Below are 25,297 nucleotides of genomic sequence, written 5' to 3'. Positions count from 1 at the left end.
GCCCCTCAGGCGACATGAACGGGGTACGCGAATGACTTTCCTGGCCGATGCGATGCAGTTCGTTCTGGGCTATATCGTGCCATTCCTTCTGGTGCTGACGCTGCTGGTCTTCGTGCATGAGATGGGCCATTACCTCGTCGGGCGGTGGTCTGGCATCCGTATCGTTGCTTTTGCTGTCGGGTTCGGCCCGGAGATCTTCGGCTTTACCGATCGCCATGGAACGCGCTGGAAATTCTGTGCCATTCCGCTGGGTGGCTATGTGAAATTCTTCGGGGACGAGGATGCGGCCAGCATTCCGGACTATGCCCGTCTTGAAAAGTTTTCGGCAGAAGATCGGGACCGCACGTTTCTCGGTGCCAAACTCTGGAAGAGAGCCGCGACCGTCGCCGCGGGGCCGATCGCCAATTTCATCCTGGCGATCGCGATCTTTGCGGTCCTCTTCTCGATCTACGGCAAGTCGGTTGCCGATCCGATCGTTGCCGAGGTCAAGGTCGACAGTGCGGCGCAGAAGGCCGGCGTGCTGCCCGGAGACCTGCTCGTCTCGATCGACGGCAATGCCGTCACGACATTCGACGATGTCCGCCGTTACGTCAGCATACGCCCGGAAACGCCGATCACCATAAGGGTGGAACGCAAGGACGCGTTCCTGGATCTGCCGATGGTGCCGCAGCGCACGGAGATCACCGACCAGTTCGGCAACAAGATGGAACTGGGCATTATCGGTATCGTCACCAATCAGGAAGCCGGCAATTTCCGGCTCCAGACTTTTGGGCCGATTGAAGCTGTCGGGCAGGGGGCTGTCGAAAGCTGGCACATCGTCACCGGGACGTTCAACTATCTCGCCAACCTCGTGACCGGCCGGATGAAAGCGGATCAGCTGGGCGGACCCATCCGCGTTGCCCAGGCCTCGGGACAGATGGCGACGCTCGGCATCGCCGCCGTGCTGCAATTGGCAGCCGTCCTGTCGGTTTCCATTGGACTTCTCAACCTAATGCCGGTTCCGGTACTTGATGGCGGGCATCTGATGTTTTATGCGGTGGAAGCCGTCAGGGGAAAACCTGTCGGTCCGGGCGCCCAGGACATCGCTTTCCGCATCGGTTTTGCAATGGTTCTGATGCTGATGGTGTTCGCGACGTGGAACGACATCAGCATGCTGATCGGCTAGGCCAAGACGGGCTTGCGGATTGCCTGGGAGAACGGCAGCACCCTTGGTTTTCAATGGGTTGTGTCGAAAGGAATTGTTTACGATAAATCAATTCTGTAGTGGCCGTTGGGACACGGTTTGAATTGAAGTAAACAGAAATTAACGAGCGACCTTGCTTGTATGGGAAAAGCAGTTAAAACGGCAAACGTGGCCGGAGTCGGTATGGCTTTGCTGCGAGACGTTGGGAAAAAGGTAAGATTTATGAAAGCTGGTTCAAAGTTTTTGAACGCGGTATCGGCGGTTGCGCTGTCTGCTGGAATTGTCGCAACGGGTACAGGCATCGTAACGCTTGCTAGTGCGTCTGTTGCAGAGGCCGCTGTCATCAGCCGGGTAGAGGTTCGCGGTGCGACGCGCGTCAGCGCCGAAACCGTTCGCGCCAACATCACGATCACCCCCGGCAAGAGCTTCAGCAATTCCGACATCGATTCCTCGGTGAAGCGTCTCTACGCGACCGGGTATTTTTCCGACGTCAGCATCAATATTTCAGGCGGCACGCTCGTCGTGTCTGTCAGCGAGAACCAGTTGATCAACCAGGTGGTGTTCAACGGCAACCGCAAGATCAAGGACAATAAACTTCAGGAAGCCGTGCGCACGCAGCCGCTCGGCCCTTACAGCGAAGCGACCGTTGAGTCGGATATCGCGGCGATCAAGCAGGCCTATGCCGGGATCGGTCGCGAGGATGTGACGGTCACGACCCAGGTGGTTCCGATCGCGGAAGGGCGCGTCAATCTCGCCTTCGTGATCAATGAAGGCACGCGCACCAAGATCAGCCAGATCAGCTTCGTCGGCAACACGGCCTATGGTGATGGTCGCCTGCAGTCGGTGATCGCAACCAAGAAATCCGGTCTCTTCTCGTTCCTGAACCGCAAGGACGTCTACAACGAAGACAAGCTGCGCGCCGATGAAGAGTTGCTGCGCCAGTTCTATTACAATCACGGTTATGCGGATTTCCGCGTCGTTTCTTCCGACGCTGCCCTTGATGAATCGACCAACGAGTACACGGTGACGATCACCGTTGAAGAAGGCGAGCGCTACGACTTCGGTCCTGTTAATGTCGAATCGACTGTCGAAGGTGTGGATGCTGAGGCCCTCAAGGGTCTGGTCCAGACCAGCGAAGGGTCCGTTTACAAGGCCAAGGACGTACAGGAGAGCATTTCGGAAATTTCCAAGCGTGTGGCTGCCGAAGGTTATCCCTTTGCGCGCGTCACGCCGCGTGGCAACCGTAATTTCGACAATCGTACGATCGCCGTCGATTATCTGGTTGACCAGGGCGAGCGTGCCTATGTTGAGCGCATCGAGATCCGCGGCAACACACGCACACGTGACTACGTCATCCGTCGCGAATTCGACCTCAGCGAAGGCGACGCCTTCAACCAGGAAATGATTGCGCGCGCCAAGCGTCGTCTCGACGCGCTCGGCTACTTCTCCGCCGTCAATATCACGACGGCTCCGGGGACGGCTCCGGACCGCGTCGTCATCGTCGTTGATGTGCAGGACCAGTCGACAGGATCCTTCGGTGTCGGTGCGGGCTATTCGGCCGGCAGCGGCGGCGGCTTCCTTCTGGAGGCCTCGATCGAGGAAAAGAACTTCCTCGGCCGTGGCCAGTATATTCGTCTTGCCGCCGGTCGCGGCGACGAAAGCCGCACCTACAACGTCTCGTTCACCGAGCCCTATTTCCTCGGTTACCGTCTGGCCGCCGGCTTTGATGTGTTCAAGAACGAGAATGATTTCGACGACGACAACTACAGCTATGATGAGCAGGGCTTCAGCCTGCGCGTCACGGCACCGATCACCGAGCGAATTTCGACGACGTTCCGCTACAACTATTCGGAATATGATTATCGTGGCGACAAAACTGAACTGTCGAGCCCCTATGATCGGGTGATCGATGGTTCGCCTTGGACACGTTCGTCGATCTCGCAGGTCATCAGCTACAATTCGCTGGATGATGCTGCGGCGCCGCACGAGGGTATCATTGCGTCGATCACGCAGGAATTTGCGGGCCTTGGCGGCACGTCGGATTTCTACAAGATCAGCGGCAAGGCGAAGGCCTATTACACGCTGAACGACGATGCAGACATCATTGCATCGATCGCCGGTAGTGCTGGCCATGTTGTCGGGACATCCGGTCAGATGGAGGTCTTCGACCAGTTCCAGCTGAGCGGCAACGACATTCGCGGCTTCGAGCGGAACGGTGTTGGGCCGCGCGCTGCCAACGGCGACTCGATCGGCGGCACGACCTACTTCACGGCTTCGGCTGAAGCGACATTCCCGCTCCCGGGCATTCCGCGTGACAGCGGCTTCCGTGGCGCCTTCTTCGTCGATGCCGGAACGCTTTACGGCAATGAGGTGAGTGTCACAGGTGCGGATGGTGTGCGTGGCACCGATGCGTCGCTGCGTGCCTCTGTCGGTCTTGGCCTGCTCTGGGCATCACCATTCGGTCCGCTGCGTGTCGACTATGCGTTCCCGATTGCCAAGGAAGACTTCGACCGCGTCCAGAACCTGAAGTTCGGTATCTCGTCGTCGTTCTAATCGTCGCAGTCCAGAACTGCCTGCCAAATCGTTCTGGAGTATCGGCCATGGAACAGAACTGGTTCTTCCCGCCCCATGATGGGATCCGCCTGGATATGCTGGCGGATCAGATCGGGGCGACACTGGAAGATCAGACAGTGGCTGACCGGGTTGTCCGGTCGGTTTCGCCCGTCTACCGGGCAAAACAGGATGACATCTGTTACATGTTGTCCCGCAAGAACCGCAGCGAACTGGAGACATGCCAGGCTGCAGCGATTGTTTGCGACAAGGCCATTGCGGCGATCGTCCCCCCACATATTCCGGTTCTTTTGACGCAGCATGCGCATACGGCCTTTGCCGTCGCAGGCTCGCTTCTGTATCCGCAGGCCATGCGCCCCGTGCAGAACCTGTCCGGACCGCCGGGCATATCGCCGGCTGCCTTTGTCGATCCGTCGGCGCGGATCGAGGACGGTGTGCAGATCGAGGCGACGGCTGTGATCGGCGCTGGTGCGCAGATCGGTGCTGGAACATGGATTGCCGCAGGGGCCGTGATCGGGCCGGGGGTTCGGATCGGCCGTGACTGCACGATTGCGGCCGGCGCCAGCGTGCTCTGCGCGCTGATCGGCGACGAGGTCATCATTCACCCGGGTGCGCGGATCGGCCAGGACGGCTTTGGCAATGCGCCGGGGCCGAAGGGTGGCATGATCAAGATCGTCCAGATTGGCCGCGTCATCCTGCAGGACAGGGTCGAGATCGGCGCCAACACCACGATCGATCGCGGCGCGATGGACGATACGGTGGTCGGCGAAGGCACGAAAATCGATAATATGGTTCAACTCGGCCACAATGTCCGCGTCGGCAGGCATTGCGGTATCGCCGCCCAGGTGGGCATTGCCGGCAGCACTCGCATCGGTGACGGTGTCCTGATCGGCGGTGCGGCGGCCATCAACGGCCATATCACCATTGGCGACCGGGCACAGATCGCCGCCATGAGCGGTGTCGCGGCCGATGTGCCGGCTGGCGAGCGCTACGGCGGCATACCGGCCCGGCCAATGCGGGATTTCCTGCGCGACATGGCGGAGATTGCCGCGCGCGCGCACAGCAGACAGAAAAAAGCGGGAGGCAATGATGAGTGAAGCAGCGACCACCGTTCTCGGTACGGCCGATATCAAGGAAATCTTGAAACTGCTTCCGCACCGGTATCCGTTTCTTCTCGTGGACAAGATCATCGAGATCGACGGCGACAATTCCGCTGTTGGCATCAAGAACGTGACCGCGAACGAGCCGCATTTCACCGGGCATTTCCCCGAGCAGCCGATCATGCCGGGTGTGCTTCTGATCGAGGGCATGGCCCAGACGGCCGGCGCGATCTGCGCCCGCAAGAACGGCGGCGGCAGCAATCTGGTCTACTTCATGACCATCGACAATGCCCGCTTCCGCAAGCCAGTGGTGCCCGGCGACCGCGTCGAATATCATGTCGTCAAGCAGAAGCAGCGTGGCAATATCTGGAAGTTTCACTGTGATGCAAAAGTTGACGGGCAACTTGTCGCGGAAGCTGATATCGGCGCGATGATTATAGCCAAGGAAGATGCCTGATCATGATTTCCGCCAGTGCAAGGATCCACCCGCTCTCCGTGATTGAAGACGGCGCGGTGATTGGTGAAAACGTGACGATCGGACCCTTCTGCCATGTCGGGCCAAAAGTCACGCTGCACGATAATGTCGAACTTCTGAGCCATGTGGTGGTTCTCGGCCGCACGACCGTCGGCAAGGGCAGCCGGATCTTTCCGTCCGCCGTCATCGGCGGTGATTCCCAGAGCGTTCACCACAGCGCCGTCGATACGACACTGGTGATCGGTGAGAACTGCACGATCCGCGAAGGCGTGACCATGAACACCGGCACGATCGAGCACGGCGGGACGACTGTCGTCGGCGACAATTGCCTGTTCCTCGCCTATGCCCATGTCGCGCATGACTGCCGCCTCGGCAACAACATCATCCTCTCGAACAACGTCATGCTGGCCGGCCATGTGACGGTCGGCGACCGCGCCATTCTCGGCGGCGGTTCTGCCGTGCACCAGTTTACCCGCATTGGTCACCAGGCTTTCGTTGGCGGGCTTTCGGCGGTGTCCTACGATGTCATTCCCTATGGCATGCTGAACGGCAATCCCGGCCTGCTGGGCGGGCTGAATGTCGTGGGCATGGGCCGGTCCGGCATTGAAAAACCTGTCATCCACGCAGTCCGGCGCGCCTACAAGCAGATTTTCGACGGCGCGGGCTCGGTTCGCGCCAACGCGGCTGCGATCCGTGACGACTACGCCGACTGCCCGCCGGCCATGGAGATCCTCGATTTCATCGCGGCTGAAAGCGACCGTGCCCTTTCGTCGCCGACACGGGGCAGCAAGGGCTGAGCAGATGATCCTGGACAGCCGGCCTGAGATCAAAGACCGGCTGGCGATCATCGCCGGCAGCGGTCTCCTGCCCCTGCATGTCGCCGAAGCGGCGCGCAGGCATGGCGAAAATCCTTTCATCATTGCGCTTGCCAACGAATCCGATCGCGACTGGTCGGATTTCGAGAACACGACGCTCGGCATCGGCAATTTCAAAGCGATCAGCAGCCTGTTCCGCAATGCCGGGATTGGTCGCGTCGTTCTCTCGGGTGCTGTGCGCCGCCGTCCCGACTGGCGCGACATCAAGCCGACGCTGAAAAGTCTTGCCAGGGTTCCAAGCGTGCTGCGCACGCTTCTGTCCGGCGGCGACGACGCCGTGCTCAAGATGGCGATCGAACTGATCGAAACGAATGGCGCACGTGTCATCGGCGTGCAGGACATAGTGCCGGAGCTTCTGGCAACGGTCGGGCCGCTGGGCGGGCGCGAGCCGGGCGCCGAGGACCAGGCCGATATCGAGATCGCCGAAGCTGCCGCCATTGCGCTCGGGCATCTGGATGTCGGGCAGGGTGCCGTGGCCGTCGGCGGCCGGGTGGTTGCCCTGGAAGGCCCTGAGGGCACCGATGCGATGCTGGAGCGGGTGGCGCGGCTCAAGGCGGACGGGCGCATTTCCGCGCGCCGCCGCGGCGTGCTGGTCAAGCTCTGCAAGCCGCAGCAGGACGTCCGCGCCGACCTGCCGTCGATCGGCCCGTCGACCATTGCCCACGCGGCGGCAGCCGGCCTGGCGGGCGTTGCCGTCGAGGCGGGCCGGGCGCTTGTTCTGGAGCGCGCGGAACTGATTGCGGCGGCCGACAAGGCCGGTCTGTTCGTGATTGGCGTCGATCGGGCAAGCCTCCGGGGGCGTTCGTGACCGCGCCTGCGCTGAAAGTGGCGATCATTGCCGGCGAGGTCTCCGGAGACCTTCTCGGCGGCGATCTGGTCCTTGCCCTGCGGCAGCGTCTCAATGGCCCTCTGGAACTGGTCGGCGTCGGCGGAGAGGCGCTGGAGGCGCAGGGACTGCGGTCGCTGTTCGACTATTCCGAACTGTCGATCATGGGCCTTTCGCAGGTTCTGGCACGCCTGCCCAACCTCATCCGGCGCATTCGCCTGACGACGGCGGCGATCATCGCGGCGAAGCCGGATGTGCTTGTGATCATCGACAGTCCCGATTTTACCCACCGTGTGGCGAAAGCCGTGCGCAAGGCGCTGCCGGACCTGCCGGTGGTCAATTATGTTTGCCCGAGCGTCTGGGCCTGGAAGCCCGAGCGCGCACCGCGCATGCGCGCCTATGTCGATCACGTGCTGGCGGTGCTGCCCTTCGAGCCGCAGGCGATGATCGCCCTTGATGGCCCCGAGACCACCTATGTCGGCCACAGGCTGGCTAGCGATCCGGCTCTGCTGGGTGCGCGTCAAACGATTGCCGCGCGGCGCATGTCGGGAGCGGGCGGCAACACCACCTGCCTCATTCTTCCGGGGTCAAGGTCGAGCGAGATCAAGCGTCTGTTGCCGCTGTTCGGTGAGACGATGAAGCAGCTTGCAGCCCGCAATCCGGACATGCGGTTCCTGCTGCCGACCGTGCCGCGGCAGGAGCAGCTGGTGCGTGCCATGGTCGCGGACTGGGACCGGCAACCGGTCATTACGACTGGTACGGAGGAAAAATGGAAAGCATTTGCGCAGGCGGATGCGGCGATCGCTGCTTCCGGCACCGTTATTCTCGAACTGGCGCTGGCCGGTATTCCTGCAATTTCAGCCTATAAGGTCGATTGGCTGTTCAAGCTGATGGCCCATCGCATCACCATCTGGACGGCAGCCCTGCCAAACCTGATTGCCGACTATCCCGTCGTGCCGGAATATGTCGAGGTCGTGCGGCCGGGAAACCTTGCCCGCTGGGTGGAACGACTGGTCGCCGACACGACACAGCGCCGCGCCATGCTGGAGGGCTACGATCTGGTCTGGGAGCGCATGAAGACGCGTCAGCCGCCCGGACAAAAGGCGGCCGGTGTCATCATGGATCTGCTGAGCACAAAAAAACCCGGTCGATGACCGGGTTTTTTGTTGGCTGCGGCGCTGTTAGCGCTTCGACACCGGAAGGTAGTCGCGCTGCGGTTCGCCGATGTAAAGCTGGCGCGGGCGGCCGATGCGCTGTTCCGGATCTTCGATCATCTCGTTCCACTGGGCGATCCAGCCGACGGTGCGGGCGAGTGCAAACAGCACCGTGAACATCGTCGTTGGGAAGCCGAGCGCCTTGAGCGTGATGCCGGAATAGAAGTCGATGTTCGGATAGAGCTTCTTTTCGATGAAGTAGCTGTCCGTCAGCGCGATGCGCTCGAGTTCCATGGCGACTTCGAGCAGCGGGTCATCCCGATGTCCGAGTTCGGCCAGAACCTCATGCGTCGTCTTCTGCATGATCTTGGCGCGCGGATCGTAGTTCTTGTAGACGCGGTGGCCAAAGCCCATGAGGCGGAACGGATCGTTCTTGTCCTTGGCACGGGCCACGAATTCCGGAATGCGGTCGACGGTTCCGATTTCGGCCAGCATGTTGAGGGCGGCTTCGTTGGCGCCGCCATGGGCCGGGCCCCAGAGGCAGGCAATGCCGGCAGCGATACAGGCGAACGGGTTGGCACCCGACGAGCCGGCGAGGCGGACGGTCGAGGTCGAGGCGTTCTGCTCGTGATCGGCATGCAGGATGAAGATGCGGTCCATGGCACGCGCCAGCACCGGATTGACCGTATATTCCTCGCAAGGAACGGCAAAGCACATGCGCAGGAAGTTCGACGCGTAGTCGAGATCATTCTTCGGATACACGAAGGGCTGGCCGATATGGTACTTGTAGGCCATGGCGGCGAGCGTCGGCATCTTGGCGATCATGCGCAGCGAAGCGACCATCCGCTGGTGCGGATCGGTGATGTCGGTCGAGTCGTGGTAGAAGGCCGACAGCGCCCCGACACAGCCGCACATGACGGCCATCGGATGGGCATCACGGCGGAAGCCGGTGAAGAAGCGCGACATCTGCTCATGCACCATCGTGTGATGGGTGACGCGGTAGTCGAAGTCGATCTTCTGTGCCTTGCTCGGCAGTTCGCCGTAGAGGAGCAGGTAGCAGATTTCGAGGAAATCGCCATGCTCGGCCAGCTGCTCGATCGGATAGCCACGGTGCAGAAGAATGCCTTCGTCGCCGTCAATATAGGTGATTTTCGATTCGCAGGATGCTGTGGATGTGAAGCCCGGGTCATAGGTAAACTGGCCGGTCTGCTTGTAGAGCGTGGCAATATCGACAACATCCGGACCGATCGACCCGGATCGCACCGGTAACTCGACCGATTTGTTATCGACTGTTACGACTGCGCTTTTTCCTGTCATGGGTGATCCTCCGTTTGCAGCAAAATGGCACACAAAAGTGCCACAGTTATTAACGTTGTCCATTTGCTATATGATTTACCCACACCTGCCAAGTTGAACGAAAGGCAAATTGTGCGATGCAAAATAAGGCATACGGCAGCGCAATAATTACATGTTCAACGCACATCTCCAATGGCTTAAAACAAAGCGCAGGCACCGATTGCCCAAGGAAGTGCTGATGCTGCCGTATTTTTAGGCATCTTTCTCTTCGGTTGCATTTCTACCGGTATGGTTGCACTCTGTGTCTGGCAGGAACTGCGGGGCACGCGGCATGGGCGAGGGGCATGCAAGGGTGGACGTCAAGCGCGATGATCCCGTCGGCGCGACGGTAGACCTGCGGTTTGCAGACGGGATCCTTGTCGAGACGGAGCGACAAAGCGGCGCAATTGAAGGCTTTCAGCGCCGATCTCCGGATTTGATCCGCAAAACGCTCCGATGGCGACCAGAGGCGATCATGCCGGCCATCTCCAGGGCGATTGCCGAGGAGCAGGCTTATGGCCATGCTTTTCTGTTCATTCCGGTGTTCATCGGCGCCGGTGCGCTCACCTGGTTCGCCCTGGCCGAACAGCCTGGACTCTACAAACTCGCATTGCTGCTGTGCGTTTCCGGCATGGCTGCGATCCTCTTGCGCCATGCCCGGACTGTGTGGCGCCTCGGCAGCCGGCTTGTGGCCTGTTTCGTTGCCGGCATGCTTCTGGCGGCACTCGAGACGCAGCGCCTGGATACGGTCCTGCTCGATACGCCGGTGACGACCCTGGTGCGCGGCACGGTGATCGGCCGTGAAGCGACGGACCGTGGTCACTGGCGCTATATCGTTGCCGTCACGCAAACCTCCGACCCAAGGCTGAAGCGGCCACCCGACAAGGTCAGCCTTTTGTCGCGCAGCCGCGAAGCCGCCATCGCGATCGGTCGGACAATCGAGGGGAGGGCCCGGCTGTCGCCGCCCTCCGGACCGGCTTTGCCCGGGTTGAACGATTTTGCTTTCGACAGCTATTTCAAGGGCATCGGCGCTGTGGGTTATTTCTATGGGACGCCGCATGCCGTAACGGCAGCGGAGGCCAGGGTGAACGGCGCCGCTGTCGCCCTCCGGGGGCGGATAACGGAGGAAATCGCACGGTGGCGGGAGGCGATTGGAACGCGCATCCGCACGACGATCGGCGGCGATGCCGGCGCCATTGCCGCAGCACTGGTGACCGCCGAGGAAAGGGCGATCAGTCGCGACACGATCGACGTGTTGCGGCAGGCGGGGCTGGCCCATGTGCTTGCCATTTCCGGCTTGAACATGGTTCTGGCGGCCGGTACGTTCCTGATCGGTGCCCGCACCCTGCTTTGCCTCGTTCCGGGCCTTGCGCAGCGCGTGGCAATCAAGAAGATCGCGGCGACCGGCGCCCTTGTCATGGTCTTTGCCTATATCCTGATCTCCGGCGGCGCCGTGTCGGCTGTGCGCTCCTGGATCATGATCTCGATCATGCTTGTGGCCGTGTTTTTCGACCGTCCCTCGATCAGCCTGCGCAACGTTGCTTTGTCCGCGATCGTCATCCTGCTCGTCAATCCCTCTGCTGTCACCGGTCCAGGCTTCCAGATGTCCTTTGCCGCGACCCTTGCGCTGGTCGCAGGTTACGCGCATTGGCGCGATCGCAAGCTGGAGGAAAGGCCGCTCGTCATCCCCGGCGCAGGCGGGCTGCGGTTCGTATCCGGTTTTTTTGGCGGACTTTTTCTCAGTTCGCTGATCGGCGGGCTGTCGACCATGATCTATTCCGCCGGGCATTTCCACCGGCTGGCGGCCTATGGACTGGCTGGCAACATCATGGCAATGCCGGTGATCAGCGTTCTCGTCATGCCGTTTGCCTTGATCGCCATGATGCTCATGCCGTTGGGCCTCGACCGTTATCCCTTGCTGATCATGGGGCAGGGCATCGAATGGATGATCGCCATGGCCCGCATAGTTGCCGGCTGGCAGGGCGACATCACGACCGGACGGCTGCCGGAGAGCGCAGTCCTGCTGATTGCTGCGGGTGGTGTCTTCCTGTGCCTTTTCCGGACCCGGCTTGCCGCCGGCGGGTTGATCGTGATGACCGCCGGCGTCGTCGTCCTGCTGGTCCAGTCGACGAGCATGCCGGCCCTTGTCATTTCGGAAGATGGCCGTCTGGTGGCGGCGATCGAGGGGGCGAGGGCATCGGTCAACCGCCAAAAACCGCCGGACTTCATTTTCGCGCAATGGCAGCGTGCCCTGGATCTGGATGATCACCGGCCCCCCGTTCAGCGGGCCGATCTTGCGCAAGCGGACACGGAGCAGGCGGAGAAGGCAAAAGCAGACAAGCCCTATGCGGATCCGCCACCGATCCTGTCTCCAGGCGTGGGCAACCGGCGCGCACCAAAACCGCCGATCGATGTCGTTGCCGCCAAAACATCGATCCGCCGCGCACTTCTTGAAAGTCCCGCGGGCCGGTTCGGCTGTGCGCCAAAACAATGGTGCGCGATGACAACGCGAGAGGGGTGGCTCGTCGTTGCGGTCGAGGATGCCCGCTTCGTCGGCGCGGCCTGCGATACCGCGGATATCGTCGTCACGCCGGTCATGCTGCGGTTTTCGACCTGCCGCACCGGTGCGCGGCTGATCAGCGGCAAAAGCCTGCGCCGCAGCGGTGCCCTGGAAATTTACGCGAGTGATGACGTGACGACGGGTTCAGGCCAAGGCACAACCGGGATGCGGATTGTCGAGGCCGTTGGCGGCGCCACCCGCGCCTGGGAGCGACATCGGCTTTATGACTGGCGCACCGGCGCATTCGTACCGGTATTGCCGGCCGATTGATGTCCTCTGGTCCTGCACGGGGGCCTTGCGAGCGATCGACGCCGGTCTTTCAGGGCCTCGATATTTCTTGATAAAAATACTCCACATATACTTGTCTTTCAACCATACTGTGTCGTAAACAGCGGCTGGAAAAAGATGGTCTTGCGGTCGCTCGCCCATGGCGGCGAGGAGATTGGCCTGTCGGAAGCTGTTTATGGTCCCGGATTGCGGGCCTGTATCCCATGCGGATGCGGCCGGATTGATCGAAAGGATAGGATATGTCGAACCCGGTAATGCCGAAATGGATCCTGCTGGCTGCTCTGCTGCTGGGTTCAACGGGCCTGACAACCATGCAGCCTGCCCTGGCGCAGGAAGCGCCGGCCCCAGTTGCCGGCGAAAGCCGGACTGTTGACCGCGTGGTCCAGACCGGCCAGACCGCAGAGCCCGAGGGCTCCCTGCCAGCCACGGCATCGGACAATGGTGCCGGGCCGGAACTGGATCTGACGGACCCATTGGCGGACGCCGCAGACACGCCTGCAGCCGACGCCACGCTGCCGCATGATCTGTCACCACTCGGCATGTTCCTGGCTGCCGATATCGTGGTCAAGGGCGTGATGATCGGGCTCGCATTGGCCTCTGTCGCAACCTGGGCCATTCTGATTGCCAAGCTTGTCGAGATTGCCGGTGCGAAACATCGGATCAAACGCGCCGTTCGACTCCTGACCGATGCAACGGTGTTGCGCGATGTTCGCGACGAACTCGGCGAGCGAAAGGGACCGGCTGGCCAGATGGTCGCGGCTGCCGGCGAAGAGCTTGCCAAATCGGAAGCCACCCTGGACATCGTGCCGACGCAGGGCGTCAAGGAGCGTGTCGCCTCCCGCCTGACGCGGATCGAGGCCGGCGCCGGCAAGAAGATCGCCAGCGGCACCGGCATCCTCGCAACGATCGGATCGATCTCCCCCTTCGTCGGCCTGTTCGGCACGGTCTGGGGCATCATGAATTCCTTCATCGGCATCAGCCAGGCACAGACAACCAATCTGGCAATCGTTGCCCCCGGCATCGCCGAAGCGCTTCTGGCAACGGCGATCGGTCTTGTCGCCGCCATTCCGGCAGTTGTCATCTACAACTATTTTGCCCGCTCGATCGGCGGCTACCGCCTCCTGCTCGCCGATGCGTCGGCGGCTGTCGAACGTCTGGTGAGCCGCGATCTCGATTTCCGGGCCGCCCGTAGGCAGGCAAGCCGCAGACCCGACCTGCAGCCGCACCAGGTCGATGCCGCAATCGCCAGGATCGGATAAACCATGGCCAGCAAACTCAGCGACGGTGGCGGTGGCGACCTCGACGAAAACAGCGAAATCAACGTGACGCCGTTCATCGACGTCATGCTGGTGCTGCTCATCATCTTCATGGTTGCGGCGCCGCTGGCGACCGTCGACATGAAGGTCGACCTGCCGCAATCTGCCGCCCAGCCGGTGAAGCGAGACGACAAGCCGGTGTTTGTCACCCTCAAGGACGATCTGACGCTGGCGCTCGGCAACGAGGAGACAGCGCGGGACAGTTTCGTCGCGACGCTGGAACAGGTGACCGAGGGCAAAAGGGACACCCGCATTCTTCTGCGCGTCGACAAGGCAGTGGATTATGGGGAGTTGATGACGGTCATGAACCTCATCCAGCGTGCCGGTTATGGCAAGATCGCACTGGTCGGTCTGGAAGCTGCGCCGGCCCGCTGAGGAAGCAGGGCAGCGGGCTCAGAATTTATAGCCGATCGCCAGACCCGCATGGGTCAGGCCGTCATTCGGGCCGTCGCAAAGGTTGGCGTGGGAGGAATGATCGACAGTTGCGAGCACCTGCCAGTTGTCATCGAAGCGGTAGCCCGCCGCGGCATATTCGCGAAACAGCAGGCGGCAGCCGAGGCTTGGACCGCTACTGCGGCCATCCTTGAGATTGCCGTCATGGACCGTTCCACCAAAACCGAGTTCCAGGAAGAATTTTTCAGTCACCGAAAAATCGAAGCTGACGCCACTATAGACCTGGCTGACGGCATCGCCGGTTCCGACAGAAGCGCCGAGATAGAGTCTCGGTTCGAGTATGCTTTCCGTCCAGCCTTTGGCCTGGGTCTCTGAAAACGGATCGAAGAACACCGTGAGTGACGGTGCGAGACCGCTCTCGTGACCATTGCCGTTGCTGATGGACGCGCTTGTGCCGAAGCGGACCTCGTCAAAAACCGTATCATTGGCCATGGCAGGAGCACCTGTGAGGCAGACCAGCGAAACAGCAGTCAGGTACAGGGCAGACGCTCTCCTCAACTGCTGCCAGTTATGGAATTTTCGCATTGATAAAGCCTCTCGCCGGCAAATGGACTTTGAAATTTTTTTGACGCAATCCGGATATGTCAAACTAGGGCGCCGAACTTTCGCCAGGCTTGCTTTTTTGAGGGAACTGCATTCCATAGCTTGAAACGCCGCCAGTGCGGATTTAAGAGCTTAGGACGACCGGGATGCGCCGGTGGCACGGTTTTATATTCCAAGGCGCACCACCAGGCGCACATTCCGGCAGTTGATCCGGACCACGAGGGCAGGCAGATGGATTTCGAAGCAGCACGCATCAAGATGGTGGACAACCAGATTCGTCCGACCGATGTGACGTCCCATACCGTGTTGGCGGCCTTCCTGTCGGTCCCGCGCGAAAATTTCGTTCCGGAGCGGATGAAGCCGCTTGCCTATATCGACAGCGATATCGAAGTTGCGTCGCCCGCCCAGACACCGGGGGGGCGCTACCTGATGGAGCCGTCGCCGCTGGCCAAGCTGCTGCAGCTCGCAACGATCACGAAGACCGACACGGTGCTCGAGATCGGCTGTTCAACCGGCTACGCATCGGCCATCCTGTCCATCCTCGCCGAAAGCGTCGTCGCGCTGGAAAGCAATGAGGCGCTGGCGGCAACCGCCACGCAGGGCCTGCTCTCGTATGACAACGTCACGGTGGTGACGGGCGAACTGGAGAAAGGCTGCGCCGGCAAGGCGCCTTTCGATGTGATCTTCATCCATGGTTCGATCGAAACCCTGCCGCCGGCACTGTTCGAGCAGTTGAACGACGGCGGTCGCCTGGTCGTCGTCCATGGTTTTGGCAATGCATCCCGCGCCAAGCTTTTCATCCATGAAAATGGCAAGACTTCGGAACGGCTGGCGTTCAACACCGCGGTGAAGCCCCTGCCGGGTTTCAAGAAGGCCCGCGACTTCGTTTTCTGAAGGCCTCCGGAAGCTGTTCTGTGACCGGCATGTCAGCATGTTGCGAAATAGCAACGGGCTGTCCGACAGTTGCTCCGAAGCGGGCCGCATCGTCGCAAGGGTTATTGTGAATGCGTGAAATCCACGCTTCAAAGGATGAGCCTGCGGCCGTGTGATTGAATGCTGCAATTGAGACGCAGCCGGAGGGTCACCGCATATCGGAGCCCGGCTCGTCGGACAGTCGCCCGGTTCGTCTTATTGCAGATGAACCGCGTACGGAGTGTGATCGTGTTGGATATCGGAAAATTGGCCAGGATGGCGCTGCTTTCCTCGGGACTGTCCGTGCTCGCTACTCCTGTTTCTGCCGAAACGATCTTCGGTGCTATGGCAAAAGCCTATGAGAATAATCCCGATCTCAACGCGGTTCGCGCCGGCCTGAGGGCGACCGACGAGGGTGTTCCGATCGCAAAGTCCGGCTATCGGCCGCAGATCTCGGCGACCGCGACCGGCAGCCGCATCAGGCTGGGACAGGAATCGCTTGGCCGTCGCGGCACACCGCTTCTGCAGGAAGACTTTCGCACCGGTTCTGCGGGTATCACCATCACCCAGCAGGTTTTTGATGGTTTCCAGACCCTGAACAATGTCAGGGCCGCCGAGTCCATCGTGTTTTCCAGTCGCGAAACCCTGAAGGCCAACGAAATCAGCATTCTTCTGGCCGCGGCCCAGTCCTATGCCGATATTGCCCGCGACCAGCAGATCGTCGCCATTCGCAAGCAGAACCTGGCGTTTCTGAAAGAGCAGCTGAACGCCGCCAACGCACGCCTCGAGGTCGGTGAGGGGACACGCACGGATGTGAGCATTGCCGAGGCGCAACTGGCCAATGCCCAGGCGCTTCTGGTCGGTGCGGTTGCGCAGTTGAAGCAAAGCGAATCGGTCTATGTCCAGGTTGTCGGCGACACCCCGACGGGGATCAAGCAGCCGTCAGCAGCAAGCAAGGCACTGCCGCGCACGCTCGACGATGCCGTGACCACAGGACTGCGGGATCACCCGTCCATAGCCGCTGCGGAATACAACGTCGATGCTGCCGGTTATCAGGTGAAATCGGCCGAAGGATCCATGCTGCCGGGCGTTGTCGTTCAGGGGTCCCTGACACGCAACACCACGGATCGTGAAAGTACGGGTGGGTTCGACAGCACCAATGGTTCGATTACGGCCAGGCTGGAAGTGCCTCTCTACCAGGGTGGTGCGGAATATGGGCAGATCCGCCAGGCCAAGGAACGGCTGGGGCAGAGGCGCATCCTGGTTGATTCGGCGCGCGTCGATGTGCGCCAGACCATTGTTGCGGCCCATGCGCAGCTGGAAGCCGCACAGGCCACGATCGCAGCGACCAAACTGCAGATCCGGGCCGCCAACATGGCACTTGCCGGCGTGATCGAGGAGCGCAAGGTTGGCCAGCGCACGACGCTCGACGTTCTCGATGCCCAGCAATCGGTGCTCAGCGCCAAGGAAGGTCTTGTTGCAGCGCAGCGCAACGCCGTGGTTGCAAGTTATGCGCTGCTGGCCTCGATCGGCCGCCTGACAGTCAAGAGCCAGGGGCTGGAGGTGGCGGAGTATCGCGCCGAAGAGCACTACGAGGCCGTCAAGGACAAATGGTTCGGCCTTCGGACCGTCGACGACCGCCCCTAGGCAATGCCCGCAAGCCTATAGCGAAGCCTGATACGTGACGCAGCGAACAAATCTGTGCATGATTCCCGGATGGTGATTCGCGGCATGTTGTTCGCGTGTGAAGTCACATACAGTCTCGCCGAATGACTGCGTGGCCATGAATGCCAACGCTGCGGCAGAAACGGGGATAGAAATGGCACAGTCCAATGTAGCGCGTGAACCGTCGATGGACGAAATCCTGGCGTCGATCCGCAAGATCATCGAAAGCAACGAACCGGGTATTCCAGGGTTTGCCGCCAATGACAGCGAACGCGGCAGCACCGGCAGCTTTGGTGCAGGCAACAGCTATGACGATGAACCGGCGGACGAAATTCACCTGACGATCGATGACGATGTGCTGGTGGCGGAGTTCGACGCGGAGCTCGGTGAGCAAGCGCGGTCCTTCGATGCCCCGGCCCGTGATCTGCCGGCCGATATGCCGAAGGCCGCCGCACCGATGCAGACGCCGCCTCTGTCGCTTGCCGATGTGGCTGCCCGTGTCCGCGCGGCGTCCGAGCGCAACACCTATATGACGCGCGAACCGCAGGTGGCGTCGGCTGTTGCAGAGCAGACCACCGACAGCCCCATGGTGACGTCGCGCATGGCGCCGTCCGTCATCAAAGGCTTGGTCGAACCGTTCGAACGCGCCGTCATTGCCCAACCGACTGAAACGGTACCCGCAGCATCCGTGCCGGCAGCACAGGCCACGGTGACAGAGACCAAGGCGGCAGAGCAGGAGAAGAAGCTGCAGCCGGCAATGGACCCTGCCGAAACCCCATCGACGCCTGGCGCAATGTTTGCCGACAAGGATAATTCCGGTCTTGTCTCGCCGGCCGTCGGCCAGCAGGTGGCGAAATCCTTTGACAATCTGGCCTTTGCGCTGGACAGCAGCGCCCGGCGCTCCTTCGACGAAATTGCCGAGGACATGCTGCGACCGATGCTGCAGGACTGGCTCGACGACAACCTTCCGACGCTGGTCGAGCGGCTGGTGCGCGAGGAAATCGAGCGCGTCGCCCGCGGACCACGCCGCTAATTCAGCTGTATCGCTGAAAACGAAGCCGCCGGTGGTCACACTGGCGGCTTTTTTGTCGTCGATGTTGACTCGGCAGCAGCGTTCCGATTTACCAACCCTCCAATCTTCCATTCTCCAGGTCTGGCTTCAAAATGCTTGAAAAAACCTATGATTCCGCCGCGATCGAGCCCCGCATCGCCAAGCAATGGGACGATGAGGATGCGTTTCGCGCCGGCGCGGGCGCAAAGCCGGGCGCCGAAAGCTTCTGCATCGTCATTCCGCCGCCGAACGTCACCGGTTCGCTGCACATGGGCCACGCGCTGAACAACACGCTGCAGGACATCATGGTCCGTTTCGAGCGCATGCGCGGCAAGGACGTACTCTGGCAGCCCGGCATGGACCATGCAGGTATCGCCACCCAGATGGTTGTCGAACGCAAGCTGATGGAAGTCCAGCAGCATCGCCGGGTCATGGGCCGCGAAGCCTTCATCGACAAGGTCTGGGAATGGAAGGCAGAATCCGGCGGCCTGATCTTCAACCAGCTGAAGCGTCTCGGCGCGTCCTGCGACTGGTCACGGGAACGCTTCACCATGGATGAGGGCCTGTCCAAGGCCGTGCTCGAGGTCTTCGTCTCGCTCTACAAGGAAGGCCTGATCTACAAGGACAACCGCCTCGTCAACTGGGATCCGAAACTGCTGACGGCGATTTCCGACCTCGAGGTCGAACCGATCGAGATGAGCGGCCATCTCTGGCATCTGCGTTACCCCTTGGAAAAGGGCGTGACCTATCAGCATCCGATCGTCTTCGATGAGGACGGCAAGGCAACCGAATGGGAAACGCGCGATTACCTCGTCGTTGCCACCACCCGGCCGGAAACCATGCTGGGTGACACCGGCATCGCCGTCCATCCCGATGACATCAGGTACACGGATATCGTCGGCAAGCATGTGGTGCTGCCGATCGTCGGTCGTCTGATCCCGATCGTGGCCGACGAGTACCCGGATCCGACCGCCGGCACCGGCGCGGTGAAGATGACGCCTGCCCATGATTTCAACGATTTCGAGGTCGGCCGTCGCGCCGGCCTGAGAGCGATCAACATCCTGACCGTCGAGGCCAAGATCGAAATCGTCGAAAACGAGGATTTCCTGGAGGGCTTGACCCCGAGCGACTTGCAGCGCGGTGTCTGGCAGCAGCTCGAGGGCATGGACCGCTTCAAGGCGCGGGAACTGATCGTCAGCATTTTCGAAGAAGCCGGCCTGCTGGACAAGATCGAACCACACAAGCACACAGTGCCGCATGGCGACCGTGGCGGCGTTCCGATCGAGCCGCGGCTGACCGAACAATGGTATGTCGATGCCGCAACGCTCGCCAAGCCGGCGATCGCTTCCGTCAAGGAAGGCCGCACCAATTTCGTTCCGAAGAACTGGGAAAAGACCTATTTCGACTGGATGGAAAACATCCAGCCCTGGTGCGTCTCGCGTCAACTCTGGTGGGGCCATCAGATCCCGGCCTGGTATGGTCCGGATGGACAGGTCTTCGTCGAAAAGACCGAGGAAGAAGCCCTGCATGCCGCCATTCAGCATTACCTGTCGCATGAAGGACCGATGAAGGCCTATGTCGAGGACCTGCTTGAGAATTTCCGTCCGGGCGAAATCCTGACGCGTGATGAAGACGTTCTCGACACCTGGTTCTCCTCGGCGCTCTGGCCCTTCTCGACGCTCGGCTGGCCCGACAACACGCCGGAACTCGCGCGCTATTACCAGACCGATGTGCTGGTCACCGGCTTCGACATCATCTTCTTCTGGGTCGCCCGGATGATGATGATGGGCCTTCACTTCATGAAGGATAAGAGCGGCGCACCGATCGAGCCCTTCCATACGGTCTATGTGCACGCGCTCGTTCGCGACAAGAACGGCCAGAAGATGTCGAAGTCGAAGGGCAACGTCATCGACCCGCTTGACCTGATCGACGAATATGGCGCCGACGCGCTGCGCTTCACGCTGGCCATCATGGCAGCGCAGGGCAGGGACGTGAAGCTTGATCCGGCGCGCATCGCCGGCTACCGCAATTTCGGCACCAAGCTGTGGAACGCCACGCGTTTTGCCGGCATGAACGGCGTCAAGGCCGATCCATCCTTCCTGCCGGACGCCTGCGTCGTCACAATCAACCGCTGGATCCTGACAGAACTGTCGCGGACCATCCGCGACGTCACCGAATCGATCGAGACCTACCGCTTCAACGAAGCCGCCGGCAGCCTTTACCGCTTTGTCTGGAACCAATTCTGCGACTGGTATCTCGAATTGCTCAAGCCCGTGTTCAGCGGCGAGGACGAGGTCGCCAAGGCCGAGGCGCAGGCCTGCGTCGCCTATGTGCTCGACGAGACCTACAAGCTCTTGCATCCGTTCATGCCGTTCATGACGGAGGAGCTGTGGGCCCAGACGGCCGGCGAGGGTATCGCCCGCGACAGCCTGATCTGCCACGCGCAATGGCCCGCCGCCTCCTTTGCCGACGATCTCGCGGCCAACGAGATCAACTGGCTGATCGATGTGGTTTCCGGCATTCGTTCGGTGCGTTCGGAAATGAACGTGCCGCCGGGCGCCATGGCGCCGCTCGTCGTTGTCGGCGCCAACGCCCTGACGCAGGAGCGCATCGCGCGCCATGATTCTGCGCTCCGGCGGCTGGCACGCCTCGACGGCATCACGCTTTCCGACGTGGCGCCCAAAGGGAGCGCCCAGGTCATTGTCGGCGAGGCAACCGCCTGCCTGCCGCTGGGCAGCCTGATCGATCTTGACGCGGAAAGAGCGCGCCTGGAAAAATCGATCGGCAAGATCGAGGCGGAACGCAGCCGTATTCTCGGCAAGCTGGCAAACGAGAAGTTCGTCGCCAATGCCAAGCCCGAGGTTGTCGAGGCCGAGCGCGAGCGACTGGCGGAACTCGACCTGCAGAAGGGGTCCGTCGACGTTGCCCTAGCGCGCCTGGCAGAGGCCGGCTGAGCGAAGTCCAGGCCCAAGATTGGTATCGCGACAGGTCCGCGGCGTTTTCAGCGTCGCGGACCTCTCGCGTCTTTGTCGCGCGCAGCGTCCACAGCTGATTCTCGGTAGCCGGGTTAAAATCGCTCCATTCCGGAGAAATTTTCGTCAAATCAATATGTTAGTTTCAACTTACATGCGCGCCTGATGGATTATTTCCAAAAAAGATCAATGTTGTTGAATGGTGACACATGCTGGCTTTCGCGGAATGGATTTCTGCAAAACCTGTATAGCGTTCGTTAATGGCGCAAAATTTTCCCGATTTTTCTTAATTATGTCGTTTCTGTGGATTTCTTACGTAAAATTTTAGGCACCGACGCTGCGGACTCCCTAGATATAGGTATTTGCCAACCGTCTCTTTCATACAGATACTCCCAGACACGAACGGCCGGGTGTTTTTCGGCTGTCTGTCTGTGTTCAGGGGAGGAACGGATGGCACATCTTAAAATCAAGGCAACGCTCGTGGCGGCGCTTGCTACCACATTGCTTGCATCTGCGGCGCATGCCGGAGGCCTGGAGCGCGGCGGATACAATATCGACCTCTTGTTCGATCCGTCGACCTATGCAGCCGAAGCCGCCGCGACCTATGTCAATCCGCAGCGTGAGTTGAACAATGTCAATGACATGCCCGGGGTGGACGGCGATTTGAACGACCTCGGCTATTCCAGTAGCGCCGACGAGACGGAAGGTTACTGGGTACCGCGTGTTGGGGTGAAGGCAGGGATCGGCGATGCCGTCGATTGTATCGCGGACTATTCTCAACCTTTCGGCGCGCACACTAATCCGGGTGCAAACTGGGCTGGTGCCAACGACAACGTCGAGACGAAAGTCAACAGCGATAACTATGCAGTAACATGCTCGTATAGTTTCGACATGGGACCGGGGCAGTTCCGCGTTATTGGTGGTGGATCTTACTTGGAAATGGACGGCTTCAAGGAGCGTTTGGTTGTCAATCCATTCGCGATTGCAAACCTCGGCCTGACAGGAACGGGCATCGGTCGCCTCGATCTTGCAGGGGAAGGATGGGGATGGCGTGCTGGCGCTGCCTATGAAGTTCCGGAATATGCCTTCAGAGCAAGTCTCGTCTACTACAGTGAGGTTAGACTCGATGAAGTAACAGGTGCCGTTGACCTTACTCAAGTTCCTGCGCTGCTAGGAGGGGGGGGCATAATTCCCGTTTCGGGTGCCACGGCAATGCCAGACTCTATTGAGTTGAAAGTTCAGTCAGGCATTGCGCCGGATTGGCTCGCTTTCGGTTCGGTGAAGTGGGTCGATTGGAGCCAGCTTCAGCGCATCCCATTCTACAACGGCGGCGTGGAAATTACGTCTCTTGATCTGGGATACAGAGACGGATGGACCATTACAGGTGGTGTAGGTCACAAATTTTCGGAAAAGTTAAGCGGTGCTTTAAGCGTCACTTGGGATCGTGGAACGTCTAAAGGATATGGAACCCAGACAGACACGTGGACTCTCGGAACAGGTGTTTCCTACAACCCGACAGAGAACGTTGAGTTTCGTCTAGCCGGTGCAGTCGGAATTTTGACGAGCGGATCATCCGGTCCGATCACAATTGAAGGTGTCACTGTGGGTAACAGGGCGACATACGACTTTGACAATGATCTGGTCACGGCCATCTCGACTTCTGTCAAAATCAAGTTCTGATCGTTTTACATCCACTGTCCAACATTCGAAAACCCGGCCTTGGTGCCGGGTTTTTGCGTCTCCGGGCGCAGCTTGGTAAACGAGGTATGAAGCATAGCAGCGCTTCTCATGCTTGTTCCTGAAAATGTGACGATTCAGCAACACATTTTTTTCTATAGTTTGTTATGACCAGAGCGCGATGGATTATGTCCATTTCCCGCCACAAACAGAGAGCACCTGATGACCGCAGGCAAACGTGCAACAGAGTTCAGAGCATGCAGCGTTTGGGGTGAAATGACGGATCGCGATTCTTTAGAAAATCTCGCTATACATGGCGTTACAGCCGTCTCGGATGACGTTTTCCAGTTGTCCGGGAGAGGTGGTGCACGCCTTGGCGGGGCTTTGCTTGCCGGAAGCCGCAGTCTTGCCGAAATGGCACCCTACGCTTTGCGCCATGCGGGGCGCCATGCGGGCCGGGGTGCTGTATCCCGGAATTTTTATGGTGCGGCGCTTTGGCAAACGCTGGACGGACGGAACAGGATAGTGCGGCTGATCGGCGACCATAGGGTTGCCGGGCCGATCGAGCGGAATGGAAGAAACAGACTGCCATGCTGACAGGTGGATATAGGTCACTGAAGGTTGCCCTGCTCGGGGTCTCGCTGGTGCTTGGCACCGGCACTGCGCACGTCGCGACGGCATTTGATCCGAATGCCGGGGTCAACAAGGAGTCCGGGCCGTTCGCCCTCTTCAAGTTCGGATTTTCCGCCTACAAGAATGGCCGCAAGGAAGAGGCCGTCGAGGCCTATCGTTATGCGGCTGAAAAAGGCCATACCGGCTCCCGCTGGGCATTGGCCAATATGTATGCCTATGGCGACGGTGTTGCAGAAGATGATCTGGAAGCCTTCAAGATCTATAGCGAAATTGCCCGGCAGGGCGTCGAGCCGGGGTCGGAAGACACCGGATACTTCGCCAATGCGCTGATTTCTCTTGCCAATTACTATCGTCGCGGAATCCCGAACAGTCCGATCCGTACCGATCTCAATCAGGCGCGCCAGCTTTATTTCCAGGCCGCCTCGACCTTTGGCGTCGCGGAAGCACAATTCCAGCTGGCCCGCATGCTTTTGTCGGGCGATGGCGGCAGCGTCAACGTGCAGCAGGCCAAGAAATGGCTCAACCGCGCCCGCAAGAACGGCCATGCTGGCGCCATGGGTGTGTTCGGCGATGTCATCTTCCAGGAAGGCCAGACGGCGCGGGGCCTTGCCTATATGACGGCGGCGCTCGACCAGTGCAACCCGAAGGATCGCCCCTGGCTGCAGTCGATGCAGGAGCAGGCTTTCTCGCTGGCCAATGAAGACGATCGCCGCGTTGCAATCGACATGTCCCGCAATATCCATCTCGACGGCGATAGCGACTGATGCTGCTGCGGTGCGCCGTCTTAGACGGCGAACGCAAATTCTGCGGCGACAGGAACGTGGTCTGATGGTTTTTCCCAGCCCCGCACGTGTTTTTCGATACCGGTTGAGACAAGCCTGTCCGCGGCCTCCGGCGACAGCATCAGGTGATCGATGCGAATGCCGAAGTTTTTTGGCCAGCACCCGGCCTGATAGTCCCAGAACGTATAGTCCTGTCCATCCGAAGTGGCGCGGATTGCATCGGTGAAACCGAGGTTGTTCAGCCGCCGGTAGGCCTGCCGTGTCTGCGGCAGATAGAGGGCGTCGTTCTGCCAGACTTTGACGTCCCAGCAATCATGTGGCTGCGGGATGACGTTGTAGTCGCCGGCGAGGATCAGCGGCTCCTCGAGCGCCAGTCGGCTCTCGGCAAAGGCGTGCAGGCGCTCCATCCAGGACAGCTTGTAGGGGTATTTCTCGGTATCGACCGGGTTGCCGTTGGGCAAATAGAGCGAGCAGACCCGCACCACGCCGCCGCGAACCGAAAACACCGCCTCTATGAACCGAGACTGAAGGTCGGTCTCGTCCCCCGGCAGGCCGCGGTTGATTTCGTCCGGGCGGATCTTTGACAGGATCGCCACGCCATTGAAGCCCTTCTGCCCATGGGTTTCGACATGATAGCCCATGGCCTCGATATCGGCCCTGAGAAATCCCTCGTCGACCGATTTGATCTCCTGGAGGCAGACGACATCCGGGTTCGATTCCTTCAGCCAGGCAAGCAGGGTATCGATGCGGGCCTTGACGCCATTGATGTTCCAGGTGGCTATCTTCATCTGTGTCGACGTCCCTCGTGTGGGCGGTTTCGGCCCGTCTGCCTATGTGAGCAGCGCAGCGCGTCAGGCATGAAAGGCAAGGGCCGCTGTCGCACCTGCAATCTGATCCGGAATGGCAACCTCAAATCGATGACGATT

Annotated in this window: 19 protein-coding genes and 1 pseudogene; 16 read left to right on the top strand and 4 right to left on the bottom strand. The window is 60.3% G+C overall.

Annotated elements, in window-relative coordinates:
• Nucleotides 1-31: 31 nt before the first annotated feature.
• From rseP to lpxB, 7 genes are all read left to right on the top strand, one after another.
• A complete protein-coding gene (rseP, locus tag AX760_RS25445; RefSeq protein ID WP_071835806.1) occupies nucleotides 32-1,165 on the top strand; it encodes an RIP metalloprotease RseP in 1,134 nt (377 codons plus the stop codon).
• A 240-nt stretch (nucleotides 1,166-1,405) separates the two neighbouring features.
• Entirely contained in the window at nucleotides 1,406-3,736 is a 2,331-nt protein-coding gene (gene bamA, locus AX760_RS25440) for an outer membrane protein assembly factor BamA (RefSeq protein WP_071835805.1), read from the top strand.
• A gap of 47 nt (nucleotides 3,737-3,783) precedes the next feature.
• Nucleotides 3,784-4,851 carry a UDP-3-O-(3-hydroxymyristoyl)glucosamine N-acyltransferase gene (gene lpxD / locus AX760_RS25435; protein ID WP_071835804.1) on the top strand — a complete coding sequence of 356 codons (1,068 nt, stop codon included), beginning with the start codon at nucleotides 3,784-3,786 and terminating at the stop codon, nucleotides 4,849-4,851.
• Complete coding sequence (gene fabZ, locus AX760_RS25430; protein ID WP_071835803.1) at nucleotides 4,844-5,311, top strand: 3-hydroxyacyl-ACP dehydratase FabZ; 468 nt, start codon at nucleotides 4,844-4,846, stop codon at nucleotides 5,309-5,311. The genes lpxD and fabZ overlap by 8 nt, the downstream gene beginning before the upstream one ends.
• Before the next feature lie 2 nt (nucleotides 5,312-5,313).
• Nucleotides 5,314-6,126, top strand: coding sequence for an acyl-ACP--UDP-N-acetylglucosamine O-acyltransferase (lpxA, locus tag AX760_RS25425; protein WP_071835802.1), 813 nt, complete (start codon nucleotides 5,314-5,316; stop codon nucleotides 6,124-6,126).
• A gap of 4 nt (nucleotides 6,127-6,130) precedes the next feature.
• Entirely contained in the window at nucleotides 6,131-7,012 is an 882-nt protein-coding gene (locus AX760_RS25420) for an LpxI family protein (protein WP_071835801.1), read from the top strand.
• Nucleotides 7,009-8,184: a lipid-A-disaccharide synthase gene (lpxB, locus tag AX760_RS25415; RefSeq protein WP_071835800.1), complete on the top strand. Its 1,176-nt coding sequence runs from the start codon at nucleotides 7,009-7,011 to the stop codon at nucleotides 8,182-8,184. Before AX760_RS25420 ends, lpxB begins: the two co-directional genes overlap by 4 nt.
• 27 nt (nucleotides 8,185-8,211) lie before the next feature.
• Here lpxB and gltA read toward each other — a convergent pair whose 3' ends face one another.
• Complete coding sequence (gene gltA / locus AX760_RS25410; protein ID WP_071835799.1) at nucleotides 8,212-9,501, bottom strand: citrate synthase; 1,290 nt, start codon at nucleotides 9,499-9,501, stop codon at nucleotides 8,212-8,214.
• Between the two features lie 310 nt (nucleotides 9,502-9,811).
• Here gltA and AX760_RS25405 point away from each other — a divergent pair, with 310 nt between their 5' ends.
• From AX760_RS25405 to exbD, 3 genes are all read left to right on the top strand, one after another.
• Nucleotides 9,812-12,349, top strand: a complete 2,538-nt coding sequence (locus AX760_RS25405; protein WP_425348897.1) for a ComEC/Rec2 family competence protein — start codon at nucleotides 9,812-9,814, stop codon at nucleotides 12,347-12,349.
• Between the two features lie 257 nt (nucleotides 12,350-12,606).
• On the top strand, nucleotides 12,607-13,626 hold the full coding sequence (gene exbB / locus AX760_RS25400; RefSeq protein ID WP_071835798.1) for a tonB-system energizer ExbB: 1,020 nt from the start codon (nucleotides 12,607-12,609) through the stop codon (nucleotides 13,624-13,626).
• A gap of 3 nt (nucleotides 13,627-13,629) precedes the next feature.
• Nucleotides 13,630-14,058 carry a TonB system transport protein ExbD gene (gene exbD / locus AX760_RS25395; protein WP_071835797.1) on the top strand — a complete coding sequence of 143 codons (429 nt, stop codon included), beginning with the start codon at nucleotides 13,630-13,632 and terminating at the stop codon, nucleotides 14,056-14,058.
• A gap of 18 nt (nucleotides 14,059-14,076) precedes the next feature.
• On the opposite strand, the gene AX760_RS25390 is transcribed toward exbD, so the two are convergent.
• Nucleotides 14,077-14,661 carry an acyloxyacyl hydrolase gene (locus tag AX760_RS25390; protein ID WP_071835796.1) on the bottom strand — a complete coding sequence of 195 codons (585 nt, stop codon included), beginning with the start codon at nucleotides 14,659-14,661 and terminating at the stop codon, nucleotides 14,077-14,079.
• A 249-nt stretch (nucleotides 14,662-14,910) separates the two neighbouring features.
• Between AX760_RS25390 and AX760_RS25385 the strand changes: the two genes are divergently transcribed.
• The 5 genes and pseudogenes from AX760_RS25385 to AX760_RS25365 all read left to right on the top strand — a co-directional run bounded on the left by AX760_RS25385 (nucleotide 14,911) and on the right by AX760_RS25365 (nucleotide 22,959).
• On the top strand, nucleotides 14,911-15,573 hold the full coding sequence (locus AX760_RS25385; protein ID WP_071835795.1) for a protein-L-isoaspartate O-methyltransferase family protein: 663 nt from the start codon (nucleotides 14,911-14,913) through the stop codon (nucleotides 15,571-15,573).
• Nucleotides 15,574-15,909: 336 nt separating this feature from the next.
• Nucleotides 15,910-17,238 (top strand): annotated as a pseudogene (locus tag AX760_RS25380) (TolC family outer membrane protein); the annotation flags it as partial.
• 172 nt (nucleotides 17,239-17,410) lie between these two features.
• Entirely contained in the window at nucleotides 17,411-18,289 is an 879-nt protein-coding gene (locus tag AX760_RS25375; RefSeq protein ID WP_071835878.1) for a PopZ family protein, read from the top strand.
• Between the two features lie 131 nt (nucleotides 18,290-18,420).
• Nucleotides 18,421-21,261 carry a valine--tRNA ligase gene (locus tag AX760_RS25370; protein ID WP_071835794.1) on the top strand — a complete coding sequence of 947 codons (2,841 nt, stop codon included), beginning with the start codon at nucleotides 18,421-18,423 and terminating at the stop codon, nucleotides 21,259-21,261.
• Nucleotides 21,262-21,729: 468 nt separating this feature from the next.
• Nucleotides 21,730-22,959 carry an OmpP1/FadL family transporter gene (locus AX760_RS25365; RefSeq protein WP_071835793.1) on the top strand — a complete coding sequence of 410 codons (1,230 nt, stop codon included), beginning with the start codon at nucleotides 21,730-21,732 and terminating at the stop codon, nucleotides 22,957-22,959.
• A gap of 291 nt (nucleotides 22,960-23,250) precedes the next feature.
• On the opposite strand, the gene AX760_RS26945 is transcribed toward AX760_RS25365, so the two are convergent.
• Nucleotides 23,251-23,571: a hypothetical protein gene (locus tag AX760_RS26945; RefSeq protein WP_139276143.1), complete on the bottom strand. Its 321-nt coding sequence runs from the start codon at nucleotides 23,569-23,571 to the stop codon at nucleotides 23,251-23,253.
• Between AX760_RS26945 and exoR the strand changes: the two genes are divergently transcribed.
• On the top strand, nucleotides 23,547-24,353 hold the full coding sequence (gene exoR / locus AX760_RS25360; RefSeq protein WP_071835792.1) for an exopolysaccharide production regulator ExoR: 807 nt from the start codon (nucleotides 23,547-23,549) through the stop codon (nucleotides 24,351-24,353). The genes AX760_RS26945 and exoR overlap by 25 nt on opposite strands.
• 20 nt (nucleotides 24,354-24,373) lie before the next feature.
• On the opposite strand, the gene xth is transcribed toward exoR, so the two are convergent.
• Nucleotides 24,374-25,159, bottom strand: coding sequence for an exodeoxyribonuclease III (gene xth, locus AX760_RS25355; protein ID WP_071835791.1), 786 nt, complete (start codon nucleotides 25,157-25,159; stop codon nucleotides 24,374-24,376).
• Nucleotides 25,160-25,297 lie beyond the last annotated feature (138 nt).

The organism is Pararhizobium antarcticum (assembly GCF_001885585.1).
GTDB classification, from domain to species: Bacteria; Pseudomonadota; Alphaproteobacteria; order Rhizobiales; family Rhizobiaceae; genus Pararhizobium; species Pararhizobium antarcticum.
This window is presented reverse-complemented; position numbering and strand designations above follow the sequence as displayed.

Bases quoted from the DNA above. Each gene is read 5' to 3' on its own strand.
- AX760_RS25375 (WP_071835878.1), top strand. From the start codon at position 17,411: ATGGCACAGTCCAATGTAGCGCGTGAACCGTCGATGGACGAAATCCTG.
- lpxD (WP_071835804.1), top strand. From the start codon at position 3,784: ATGGAACAGAACTGGTTCTTCCCGCCCCATGATGGGATCCGCCTGGAT.
- xth (WP_071835791.1), bottom strand. From the start codon at position 25,159: ATGAAGATAGCCACCTGGAACATCAATGGCGTCAAGGCCCGCATCGAT.
- exbB (WP_071835798.1), top strand. From the start codon at position 12,607: ATGTCGAACCCGGTAATGCCGAAATGGATCCTGCTGGCTGCTCTGCTG.
- bamA (WP_071835805.1), top strand. From the start codon at position 1,406: ATGAAAGCTGGTTCAAAGTTTTTGAACGCGGTATCGGCGGTTGCGCTG.
- fabZ (WP_071835803.1), top strand. From the start codon at position 4,844: ATGAGTGAAGCAGCGACCACCGTTCTCGGTACGGCCGATATCAAGGAA.
- AX760_RS25390 (WP_071835796.1), bottom strand. From the start codon at position 14,661: ATGCGAAAATTCCATAACTGGCAGCAGTTGAGGAGAGCGTCTGCCCTG.
- exoR (WP_071835792.1), top strand. From the start codon at position 23,547: ATGCTGACAGGTGGATATAGGTCACTGAAGGTTGCCCTGCTCGGGGTC.
- rseP (WP_071835806.1), top strand. From the start codon at position 32: ATGACTTTCCTGGCCGATGCGATGCAGTTCGTTCTGGGCTATATCGTG.
- exbD (WP_071835797.1), top strand. From the start codon at position 13,630: ATGGCCAGCAAACTCAGCGACGGTGGCGGTGGCGACCTCGACGAAAAC.
- AX760_RS25405 (WP_425348897.1), top strand. From the start codon at position 9,812: ATGGGCGAGGGGCATGCAAGGGTGGACGTCAAGCGCGATGATCCCGTC.
- lpxA (WP_071835802.1), top strand. From the start codon at position 5,314: ATGATTTCCGCCAGTGCAAGGATCCACCCGCTCTCCGTGATTGAAGAC.
- gltA (WP_071835799.1), bottom strand. From the start codon at position 9,501: ATGACAGGAAAAAGCGCAGTCGTAACAGTCGATAACAAATCGGTCGAG.
- AX760_RS25365 (WP_071835793.1), top strand. From the start codon at position 21,730: ATGGCACATCTTAAAATCAAGGCAACGCTCGTGGCGGCGCTTGCTACC.
- AX760_RS25385 (WP_071835795.1), top strand. From the start codon at position 14,911: ATGGATTTCGAAGCAGCACGCATCAAGATGGTGGACAACCAGATTCGT.
- AX760_RS25420 (WP_071835801.1), top strand. From the start codon at position 6,131: ATGATCCTGGACAGCCGGCCTGAGATCAAAGACCGGCTGGCGATCATC.
- AX760_RS25370 (WP_071835794.1), top strand. From the start codon at position 18,421: ATGCTTGAAAAAACCTATGATTCCGCCGCGATCGAGCCCCGCATCGCC.